Genomic DNA, 10,393 nt, shown 5'->3' with positions numbered 1-10,393 from the left:
GGTCAGTTCGCGGTAGAAGACAAGATCGATCAGGATGGCATAGAGCACGGTCACCGCCGCCGCTTCCGTGGGCGAAAACAGGCCGCTGAAAATGCCCCCGACGATCACGAAGGGGGTTGCAAGGGCGGGAAACGACTTGACGAACAGGACGCCGACATTGCCCATGCCCTGCCATGTGTCACGCGGGTAGTTGCGCTGTCTGGCCAGCACATAGACCATCACCATCAGCGAGGCAGCACAAAGAACACCGGGCACGATGCCGCCCAGGAACAGCCGCCCGATGGAGGTGTTCGACACCACACCATAGAGCACCATGGTGATGGATGGCGGCACCAGCGGGCCGATCATTGAGGAGGCTGCGGTGACGGCACCGGAGAAATCGTCGTCATAGCCGGCCTCCCGCATGGACTCGATCTCCATCTTGCCAAGCCCGCCCGCATCGGCAAGCGCCGAGCCGGACATGCCTGAGAAGAAGAGCGAGGCGAGCACGTTCACATGGCCGAGCCCGCCCGTGATGTGCCCCACCAGCGCGCGCGCAAAGCCGAAGAGATGGCGTGTGATGCCTGCCGAATTGAGGATCGCCGCCGCCAGGATGAAGAGCGGAACCGCCAGCAGCGGAAAGCTGTTCAGCCCGTCCACCATGCGCTGCATGGCAAAGGAAATGCCCATGCCCGAATAATAGAAATAGCCCATCGAGACGAAGATCATGGCCACGCCGATGGGCACACCCACCAGCACCATGACGAGCCAGGCGGCACCAATCGTTGCAAGGATCATTGATGGACCTCCCCGGCATCCCCGCCGCGCACCAGCATGGCAAGCCGCCGCGCAATGCGGTGCAGAATGAGGACCGAGGCCACCAGCCCGGATGCGTAGAGAACCGCATCGCTCATGGGCAGCGTCACCGCTTCATTGTTCCAGGTCCGCAGCACGGTCTTGTAGGAGATCCAGACGAGATGGGCGACGAGCGCCAGATAGACCAGATCAATCAGGACAAAGAGCAAACGACGCCAGGAGCGTGGCAGCGCGTCCGCGATGAAGCCCATGCGCAGCTGCCCGTTCTGGCGTTCCACTTCTGCAATGCCAATGAAAGCCATCCAGACCCATATCCAGCGCGCCGCCTCCTCCGTCCAGACCGGCCCGGTGAAAAGCGGTGTGCGGCCAAAGATCTGGATCAGAAGCACGCCAAACAGAATGATGAAGAACATGGAAGCGACAGAGCCTTCGAGGCTGTATCTGCGCAGAAACGACATGCGATGACCCCAGCTATCGAGGGAAAAGTGGCGGGGCGCATGCCCCGCCCCATGCTTCAGTCGCCGATCACTTCGGCAATCGACCCTTCGCCGAACTCGGCTTCGAGCTCGTCATAATAGGGCTTCATGGCGGCGCGGAAGGGCTCGAGATCCGGCTCTGTGATGGTCAGGCCGCGCTCCTTGAACGTTTCCAGCAAATCCTTTTCGGCCTTGAAGGTCAGTTCGTCGGAGGCGTCGCCACCGGCCTCGACAGCCGTCTGCACCCATTCCTTTTCCTGATCGGACAGGCCATCCCAGACCGATTTGGAAATCTGCACCGCCGAGGACGCCACAAAGTGATTGGTGAGCGCGATGTGGCTCTGCACCTCGTAGAACTTCATGGCCTCGATGGTCGGAAGCGGGTTTTCTTCCGCATCCACCTGGTTGGTCTGGAGCGCGAGATAAACCTCCTGAAACGCCACCGGCGCCGGCGTCGCACCCACATTCTCGGCATAGGCGATGAGGAACGGTACGTTCGGGGTGCGCATGCGCAGGCCCTTCATGTCGTCCATGGATTCGATCGCCTTGTTCGAGGTGGTCTGGCGCGTGCCATAGTACCAGGTATCGAGCAGCTCGATGCCCTGAGCTTCGAACTTCTCGTCCATCTTCTGGCCCCACGGGCCCGCAACGATCTTCTGCAGATGATCGAAATCGCGCACCACATAGGGCGCGCCGATCAGCTTCAGCTCGGGGATGACATAGCTCATATCGGGATAGCCGGTCATGACCATGTCGAGCTCGCCTGCCTGAACCTGCGCCACCATGGCCTTGAAGTCGCCCAGTTGCGAGGACGGGAAAATTTTCACCGTCATCTCGCCGCCAGAGATTTCGGCAAGCTTTTCCTGAAACGCCTGCGCGCCACGATAGACATTGGAGACTTCATTGTCCTGCATGCCGAAGGTCAGTTCCTTCGCCTGCAGTGCAGCGGTGCTAAGAGCCAGAGCGGCCGCGCCGAGCATCAGTTTCGAAATCAGTTTCATGCAATCCTCCCTTGGAATGTTGAACAGGCTTCCCGGCCTGTCGTGTCAGTCGGTTTTGTCTGCTTCTTTCTGGAAGTAGTCGGAGACCTTTCGCGGGCTTTTCAACCGCGCGCGATAGGAGCGCGCCAGATGCCGGTCCATCACGTCCGTCGCGGTGACGATGTCGCCATCGATAATGGCCTGATAGATCGCCCGGTGCTCTTCATAGGCGACCGTGTCGTGCTTGGCCGGGTCATCCGTCGGCGGCCGCTGCGCAAGCATGGCGCTGACAAACATGTCATGCAGGCTGAGAATCACCGGATTCCCCACGACCGACACCAGTACACGGTGAAAGGCGCTGTCCGTTCGGGCAAACTCGCTCGTGCCGATTGCCTCGAAATTCTCCTCCAGCGCCGCGCGCAGCTTCGCGATCTGCACATTGTCTGCCCGCTTGGTGGCTTCGCGGGCCGCACCGGCTTCGATGAACTGGCGCATCTGCTCCAGATGCGCGCCGCTTTCCGCATCGCCGAAAATGTCGCGGATGTGATCGCCGGCGAGTTGCAGCACGGTCTGCAGCGATGGTCGCGCAACACGCGGGCGGCGCCCCGCACCTGCCTCCGCATAGCCCCGCGCCTGCATCTGCTGGAGCGCTGCACGCACCGTGGGGCGCGAAGCGGAGAAGCGCTCGCAGAGCTCCCGTTCGGTCGGCAAAAACGTTCCGGTTTCCAGACGGCCCTCGCGCGCTTCCTCGATCAACGCTTCGGCGATCTCGTCGGAGACGCGCCGCGTTTCGACCATGTCTTCCGGTTGGGCAGCGGACACGTTTCTCAACTCCCACATAGCCCTGCCTCCCTCACTGAACGGCAGGTCTGCTTGTCCAAACTCATTTTTTGGTATTACCAAACATAATTCTTGTCAAACAAAAATCCCCTTCTATGCTGATGCAGCCTGCCAAAGGGACGATTCCACGGCAGACAGGACAAGAACGCCGCTTCCAGAACGCAAGGAACAGCCGCATGACCAATCCGCTGGCGGGCATGTATGCCGCCCTCCTCACCGGCCTCAGCGACAAGGGCGATTTCGATCCCGGACGCCAGAAGGCGATCGATGCCTATGTGCTGGGGCAGGGGCTCGACGGGCTATATGTGGGCGGCAGCAGTGGCGAATCGGGTCTTCTGGGCGTTGATGAACTTCTGGCGCAGCAGGCGGTCGTCGCCGAAGATGCGCAAGGCGCTGCCGCAACGCTAATCGCGCATGTGGGCGTTCCCAATCTTCGCGATTCGATCCGGCTTGCACAGAATGCGCAGAAGCTTGGCTATCACGGCCTTTCGGCCCTGCCACCGCATTCCTACCCTTTTTCGGATCGCGAGATTTTCGCCTATTACGAAGCGCTGTCAGCCGCCACCGACCTGCCGCTCATTGTGTATGAAGTGCCAGTCCGCACGGGACGTCCCTTCAGTCTTGACCTGCTCGGACGCATTCTCACCCTCCCCGGCGTCGGTGGCATCAAGTTCACCTCGATGGACCTCTTCAAGTTTGCCACACTGCGGCGGCGGTTTCCCGAGAAGACGTTTTTCTTCGGTTTCGACGAAGTCTATCTTTCAGGCGCGGTCATGGGCGCGCATGGCGGCATCGGCACCACCTACAATCTGCTTGGCAGGCTCTATGCCGCGCTCAACGAGGCAGTGAAGAAAGGTTCGCTGGAGCGCGCCCAGGAACTGCAGACGATCTCGCAGCGCTTCGTGGAAACCCTGATGGAAACCGGCGTGCTGCCGGGCATGAAGGCAGCACTCCGTCAACGCGGGGTCGACTGCGGCCCGACGCGCCTGCCGCTGGCCCCGCTGGTCGACGATTGCGATGCGCGCATAAGCGCCATTCTGGCCGATCCGGAAATCGCTACCTGGGTGGATTGATTTTCGCTCTCTCCGCGCCTTGCCGTTTCCAGCTCGACGGTTAGAACAATCGGCACTGTTTTCGCAGAGGCGGGAATACCATGAGCGTGACAATCGAAATCACCGATACGCCGGATGAGGCCGCGCTCGCACGGGTGGAAACCGAACTCGCCGCATTCAACGACGCCGATGTGGGTCCGTCCGAAAAAGCCACGCTCGCCATCATCGTGCGCGATGAACGCGGTGCGGTGGTCGCCGGTATTTCCGGCTACACCGCATGGGGCTGGCTCTACGTTCAGAAACTGTGGGTGGATGAAAGCCTGCGCGGGCAGGGCATGGCCGGGCGTATGCTGACTGCGGCGGAAGAAGAGGCAGAGCGGCGCGGCTGCCACGGCGCCTTCATCGACACGTTCAATCCTGGCGCGGAAAAGGCCTATACGCGCCAGGGCTATAAAGAGTTCGGCCGGATGGATGACTTTCCGAAAGGCCGCAGCCGCATTTTTCTTCAGAAACGGCTTGGCCCAGCGACCAGCGATTAACGGGCGACCTTTCCGCCGCGCAGCGGCTCGGGCGCGCCCGTCGTCGTCGGGAAGCTGATCGGCAGATCGCGCAGCACGCGCACCGCCAGGAACGCAAAGCACTCGGCCTCGATGGCGTCGCCACGCCAGCCCACTGTTTCGGCGGGGGCTGCTTCCACGCCCGCGCGTTCCCCCAGCATCTTCATGATGGTCGGATTGTGCCGGCCACCGCCGCACACGATAAGCCGCTTGGGCCGAACCGGCAGAAGATCGAGCGCCTTGCCGACCGCCGATGCGGTGAAGGCCGTCAGCGTCGCCGCCCCCGTCTTGGCATCGAGCCCATCCGCCATGGAGGCGCCGAAGTCGAACCGGTCGAGCGATTTCGGATATGGCGAGGCGAGATAGGGATGCTTCAACAGCTCCGCAAGCCGCGCCTCATCCACCGTGCCGGAAGCAGCAAGCGCGCCGTCGCGGTCCATCTCGCCAAGCCCGTGTGCCTTGACAAAATCGTTGATCGGCGCATTGGCCGGGCCGGTGTCGAACGCGATCATCCGGTCCGCACCATCCCACCAGGTTACATTGGCCACGCCGCCCAGATTGAGCACCGCCGTCTCGCCGCTCGAATCCACATCGCGCAAAAGAGCCGCGTGATAGGCTGCCGAAAGCGGCGCGCCCTGCCCGCCGGCGCGCATGTCCGCCGAGCGGAAATCATAGACCACCGGACAGCCCAGAATGGAATGCATCAGCGCGCCGTCGCCGAGCTGCCGCGTCTCGCCGAGACGCCCTTCCTGCGGCGCACGGTGCAGAACCGTCTGCCCGTGAAAGCCGACCGCGCCGATGTCGGCCATGGTCAGACCATGGCTTTCCACCAGCGCACGCACGGCCTCTGACTGTGCGCGCGTCAAAACCTCTTCCGCCTTCGCGAAGATCGCAGGTTCATCGCCCTTAAAATTCCAGGCCCGTGCCTGCTGCAGCGTTTCTTCCAGGAGGTCGCGCGTCGATTGCGGATAAGGCGCCAGCGTGTAGGCACCGAACGCTTCGATGCGCTCGCCATCCGTTTTCAGAAGCGCCACGTCGATGTTTCCGTCGAGCACGGTTCCGGTCATCAGACCGACGGCCCATATCGGTTCAAATCCTTCAGCCATCTGCGCTCCTATCCTGCGTTCATGCAATCGCCGACCGCCTGTCGCAAGGTGGCGATGCCGCTGTCGAAATGCCGGGTCGGATGTATGCGGTTGGTGAGAAGGGTCCACGCAAGGCCATTGTCGAAATCGACCCACAGCCCTGTTCCCGTGAAGCCCGTATGCCCGATCGTGCCGGCGCTGGCCAGCGCCCCGCCGGGCCAGTTTTCATATGGCCGTTCCCAGCCATGGGTGCGTTTTTCGGAAAGCGGCGTGCGCATCAGCGCCACCGTCTCATCACCTTCCGTGTCACCCGCAAAAAGCCCGGCCGCGAAATCGAGCACTGAATCGGCCGTGCCGAACAGTCCGGCATGCCCCGCGCCATCAAGCGCTGAACAATTGTCGTCATGCACCTCGCCGCACAGCACCCGGTGCCGCCATGTGCAGTCCTCGGTTGCCGCCGCCTTTTCGGGATCGGCGGCGAAAGCGAAGCCCGGCCCCGGATCGAATTCCCGCAACCTTTTGCCCGCAAGCCGCTCCAGCGCGAAGCCGAGCAGAATGAAATTGATGTCGGAATAGACCGGCGGGCCTTTTTCCCAGCGCCGCTGGAGAATGAAGGCGCGCAAAAGGTCCGCATCGCGGCCATAGGTGTAGATCGGCTCCACCGCCGGAAACGGCGTCTGGTGGCCGAGGCACTGGCGAAACGTCACCTGCCGTTCCCATGCGCCCGGATCGTATTGCCGCAGATCCGGCAAAAGCGTGGTGAGCGGCGCATCGAGATCGATCACGCCCTCTTTCGCCAGTTCGAGAATGCGCGTGGTGGTGAAGATCACCTTGGTCAGCGATGCGAGGTCGAACCAGGTGTCGGTGCGCATTTCGCGCTCGCGCGGCACGCGCTGCGCATAACCGGTGGCGCGCACCATGCGCCCGCCATCCCGGTCGATCACACCAAGCACCCCGCCGGGAATGCGCCCCGCCCCCACCGAAGCGTTCAGCAGGTCAAAGGCGCGCTCGAAGCGCGGCGCAAACGCAGGCGTGTCTGTCATGCTCATGCCTCCGCCCGCGCCATGTGGTCGGGGCCAAAGCTCTGCCAGTTGGCCGGCTCCGGCTCAAAGCCCAGCGGCCGCACGAGCGAGGGCACCTGCCGCGTGTCCACCTCGAAGGTCTCCTTGCGCCGGTCGACGCTCGGCACCGCCGAGATCAGCCGTTTCGTATAGGCGTGTTTCGGGTCGGAAAGAACCGATGCCGCATCGCCGATCTCGACGATCTGCCCCGCATAGACCACCGCGATGCGGTGCGCGATGCGCTCCACCACCGCCATGTCGTGCGAGACGAAGAGATAGGCAAGGCCGAACTCGCGCTGCAAATCCACCAGCAGCTCCAGCACCTTGGCCTGCACCGAAACGTCGAGCGCCGAGACGGCCTCGTCCAGCACCACCACGGACGGGTTCAGCATCAGCGCGCGGGCTATGCACAGGCGCTGGCGCTGGCCGCCGGAAAACTCGTGCGGATAGCGCTCCAGCGCATTCTCCGGCAGGCCAACCCGGTCGAGCAACATGCGCATGCGCGACTGCGTTTCACCATTCAGCCTGCCACCTGCCGCGATCACCGGCTCGGCCAGAATGCTGTCCACCCGGAGCCGCGGGTTGAGCGAGGCATAGGGGTTCTGAAACACCATCTGCACCGGCTTGCTGCTCTGCCGCGCCGCGCCATTCGTGTTGGCGGAGAAGGTGCCGCGCGTCGGCTCGACCAGCCCCAGAATGGCGCGCGCCGTGGTCGATTTGCCCGAGCCGCTTTCGCCGACAATGCCCAGCGTCTCGCCCGGCATCAGGTCGAGATCCACCCCGTCCACCGCATGAACCGCACCGGTCTGCCGGCGCAGGAGACCACCGGTCACCGGAAAGCGAACCGTCAGCCCCTCCACTTTAAGCGCCGGCGCGGCGCTTGGCTCGTCGGCCCGGCGATAGTCGGTGCGCGTGGCGCGGCCGGCCTCGAAATGCGGCACGGCGCTCAGAAGATGCTTCGTATAGGGATGCTGCGGCGCATCGAGCACCGCGTCGAGCGGTCCCTGCTCCACCGCCTCGCCATTCTGCATCACCATCACCTTGTCGGCGATGCCGGCCACCAGCCCGATGTCATGGGTGATGAAGATCATGCCCATGCCGGTCTCGCGCTTCAGCTCGGCGAGCAGCGCCATGATCTGCGCCTGCACCGTCACATCGAGCGCCGTGGTGGGCTCATCCGCGATCAGAAGACGCGGATTGCACGACAGGGCCGTGGCGATCATCACGCGCTGGAGCATGCCGCCGGAGAGCTGGTGAGGACAATATTTCAGCCGCCGCGCGGCATCGGGAATGCGCACCCGGTCGAGCGCGTCCTTCGCCGCTTCCCGCGCCTGCCGGCCGGTCAGGCCACGATGCAGGCGGAACGATTCCTCGATCTGCTCGCCAATGGTCAGAACCGGATTGAGCGAGGTCATCGGCTCCTGGAAGATCATGCCGATCTCGCCGCCGCGGATCTTCGTCAGTTCCTGCTCACCGGCTTCTGCCAGATCGAGCATGCTGCCATCCTCGCGCCGGAACCGGATGGACCCGTCGATGATGCGGCCGCCACCGAAATCCACCAGCCGGTTGATCGACAGCGCGGTGACGGATTTGCCCGAGCCGCTTTCGCCGACAATGGCCAGCGTCTCGCCGGCAGCGAGATCGAAGCTCACGCCATGGACGATTTCATTGTCTTCGGGCTTGCGGCCGAAACCGACGCGCAGGTTTGAAACGGACAGAAGCGATGTCATGCGGCCGACCTCCGCGTCTTGGGATCGAGAATGTCGCGCAGCGCATCCCCCAGAAGGTTGAAGCCGAGAATGCCGATCATGATCGCAATGCCCGGGAAGATGAGAAGCCAGGGCGCCATCTCCATCAGATTGCGGCTGTCGGCCAGCATCAGGCCGAGCGACGAGGCCGGCGGCTGCGTGCCGAGGCCGAGAAAGCTCAGGCCCGCCTCCGTCAGAAGCCCCCATGCGAGCGCCAGCGTCACCTGCACCGTCAGCGGCGCGACGAGGTTCAGCATCAGATGGCGCGTCAGAATGTAATTGCGGCTCGAACCGAAAGTGCGCGCGGCGTCCACGAAGTCGCGCGTCTTCAGGGAGAGCGCCGGCCCGCGCACCACGCGGGTGAAGATCGGTGTGTAGACGATAGCGATGGCCATCACGCTGGTCCAGGTGCCAGGCCCCACGATTGCGATGATGAGCAACGCCAGAAGGATCGCCGGGAAGGCCAGAAGCACATCCATGAAACGCATGATCGTGCCGTCCCACCAGCCGCCGAACCATGCGGCCGCAAGACCGAGCACGATGCCCGCCACGGCGGCCAGCGCCACCGAGGCAAAGGCGACGATGAAGGATTGGCTGATGCCCAGCATCAACCGGCTCGCCACATCGCGGCCGAACAGATCTGTGCCCATCCAGTAGGTCGCGTCGGGCGCATGCAGGCGGTCGACGCGGAACTGCATCAGCGGGTCATGCGGCGTGATGCCGAGAAGCCCGAGAATGGCGATGATGATGTAAAGGCCAACGATGGCGCCGCCGATGCGGCCACTCGAATGGCTGAAAATGGCGCGCAGCAACTGCATCACTTGCCCCCCAGCCGAATGCGCGGGTCGAGCATCGCATAGGCGAGATCGACGAGAAGATTCACGATCATGAAGTTGAGCGCGATGAACAGCACCGAGCCCTGCACCAGCGCGTAGTCGCGCTGGAGAATGGCGTCGAGCACCATGCGCCCGAGGCCCGGCAGCGCAAAAATCTGCTCCACGATCACCGCGCCGCCCAAGAGATAGCCGAACTCGACGCCGCTCAGCGTCACCACCGGGATCAGCGCGTTGGGAAGCGCATGCCGCCAGATCACCTTGCGCGCCGGCACGCCCTTGGCGCGCGCCGTGCGGATGTAATCGTCGCTCAGAATGTCGAGCATGGCCGAGCGCGAGATGCGGGTCACGGCAGCCGCGAAAGCAAAGCCCAGCGTCAGCGCCGGCAGGATCATCTGCCCCAAATTGCGCAGCGGGTTTTCAAGGAAGGGCGTGAACTCGCCCATGGCCGGCAGCACCCCGAAGCCCACCGACAGCACATAGATCGCCAGAAGCGCGAACACGAAATTCGGCGTCGACTGGCCGATCATCGCGAAGATGCGCACGGCGAGATCGGAAGGCTTTTCATTGCGCGTGGCGGCGAAAATGCCCGCCGGCAGGCCAATAGCGAGCGCAATCAGCATGGAGAGTAGCGCCAGTTCCAGCGTCAGGGGAAAGCGTTCCAGGATCACGTCGAGCACAGGCTTGCCGAAGGTCACGGAAACGCCGAGATCGCCCTGAACCGCACCCGCGAGCCAACGCCAATATTGCGTGAACCAGCCCTGATCGATGCCGAAATAGGTTTCGAGCGCTGCGCGCTGGTCGGGCGTCAGAAGCCCGGCCTCTGTTCCCAGCATGGCGGTGATGGCGTCGCCCGGCACCAGCCGGATCGAAACAAAGACGAGGACGGACACCCCGAGCATGACCAATGGAAAAGTCATCAGCCTTCGGGCCAGGTAATTCATGAAGCTTTCACTCCGTGTCCTT

At 63.2% G+C, this 10,393-nt stretch carries 11 protein-coding genes (1 of these 11 cut by a window edge); 2 read left to right on the top strand and 9 right to left on the bottom strand.

Annotation, left to right across the window (positions count from 1 at the left end):
- The 4 genes in view from KW403_RS09185 to KW403_RS09170 are tightly spaced (at most 56 nt apart) and all read right to left on the bottom strand, a layout consistent with a single transcriptional unit that may run on beyond the window.
- A protein-coding gene (locus KW403_RS09185; RefSeq protein ID WP_223019207.1) for a TRAP transporter large permease crosses the window boundary here: on the bottom strand, nucleotides 1-777 show its 5' portion. The gene continues 498 nt to the left of window position 1, outside the view; 777 of the gene's 1,275 nt are visible here — the first part of the coding sequence; the start codon lies at nucleotides 775-777; its stop codon lies off the left edge, out of view.
- Nucleotides 774-1,253, bottom strand: coding sequence for a TRAP transporter small permease (locus tag KW403_RS09180; RefSeq protein WP_223019206.1), 480 nt, complete (start codon nucleotides 1,251-1,253; stop codon nucleotides 774-776). The genes KW403_RS09185 and KW403_RS09180 overlap by 4 nt, the downstream gene beginning before the upstream one ends.
- Before the next feature lie 56 nt (nucleotides 1,254-1,309).
- Nucleotides 1,310-2,272, bottom strand: a complete 963-nt coding sequence (locus KW403_RS09175; RefSeq protein ID WP_223019205.1) for a sialic acid TRAP transporter substrate-binding protein SiaP — start codon at nucleotides 2,270-2,272, stop codon at nucleotides 1,310-1,312.
- A 45-nt stretch (nucleotides 2,273-2,317) separates the two neighbouring features.
- Complete coding sequence (locus tag KW403_RS09170; RefSeq protein WP_246637736.1) at nucleotides 2,318-3,073, bottom strand: FCD domain-containing protein; 756 nt, start codon at nucleotides 3,071-3,073, stop codon at nucleotides 2,318-2,320.
- A gap of 194 nt (nucleotides 3,074-3,267) precedes the next feature.
- Here KW403_RS09170 and KW403_RS09165 point away from each other — a divergent pair, with 194 nt between their 5' ends.
- A complete protein-coding gene (locus tag KW403_RS09165) occupies nucleotides 3,268-4,164 on the top strand; it encodes a dihydrodipicolinate synthase family protein (RefSeq protein WP_223019204.1) in 897 nt (298 codons plus the stop codon).
- Between the two features lie 80 nt (nucleotides 4,165-4,244).
- Nucleotides 4,245-4,682, top strand: a complete 438-nt coding sequence (locus KW403_RS09160; protein ID WP_223019203.1) for a GNAT family N-acetyltransferase — start codon at nucleotides 4,245-4,247, stop codon at nucleotides 4,680-4,682.
- On the opposite strand, the gene KW403_RS09155 is transcribed toward KW403_RS09160, so the two are convergent.
- The 5 genes from KW403_RS09155 to KW403_RS09135 are packed head-to-tail and all read right to left on the bottom strand — an operon-like array spanning nucleotide 4,679 to nucleotide 10,371.
- Entirely contained in the window at nucleotides 4,679-5,806 is a 1,128-nt protein-coding gene (locus KW403_RS09155) for an anhydro-N-acetylmuramic acid kinase (protein ID WP_223019202.1), read from the bottom strand. The genes KW403_RS09160 and KW403_RS09155 overlap by 4 nt on opposite strands.
- 8 nt (nucleotides 5,807-5,814) lie before the next feature.
- Nucleotides 5,815-6,828 carry a serine hydrolase domain-containing protein gene (locus KW403_RS09150; protein WP_223019201.1) on the bottom strand — a complete coding sequence of 338 codons (1,014 nt, stop codon included), beginning with the start codon at nucleotides 6,826-6,828 and terminating at the stop codon, nucleotides 5,815-5,817.
- 2 nt (nucleotides 6,829-6,830) lie between these two features.
- A complete protein-coding gene (locus KW403_RS09145) occupies nucleotides 6,831-8,576 on the bottom strand; it encodes an ABC transporter ATP-binding protein (RefSeq protein ID WP_223019200.1) in 1,746 nt (581 codons plus the stop codon).
- Nucleotides 8,573-9,412, bottom strand: a complete 840-nt coding sequence (locus tag KW403_RS09140) for an ABC transporter permease (RefSeq protein ID WP_007010541.1) — start codon at nucleotides 9,410-9,412, stop codon at nucleotides 8,573-8,575. Before KW403_RS09140 ends, KW403_RS09145 begins: the two co-directional genes overlap by 4 nt.
- Nucleotides 9,412-10,371 (bottom strand): ABC transporter permease, encoded by a 960-nt coding sequence (locus tag KW403_RS09135; RefSeq protein WP_223019199.1) that lies wholly within the window; start codon nucleotides 10,369-10,371, stop codon nucleotides 9,412-9,414. The genes KW403_RS09140 and KW403_RS09135 overlap by 1 nt, the downstream gene beginning before the upstream one ends.
- Between the last annotated feature and the right edge of the window lie 22 nt (nucleotides 10,372-10,393).

Origin of the sequence: Nitratireductor kimnyeongensis (assembly GCF_019891395.1) — a bacterium.
Classification (GTDB): domain Bacteria; phylum Pseudomonadota; class Alphaproteobacteria; order Rhizobiales; family Rhizobiaceae; genus Nitratireductor; species Nitratireductor kimnyeongensis.
Note: the sequence above shows the minus strand (reverse complement) of the source record. Positions and strands in the feature narration are given on the sequence as shown.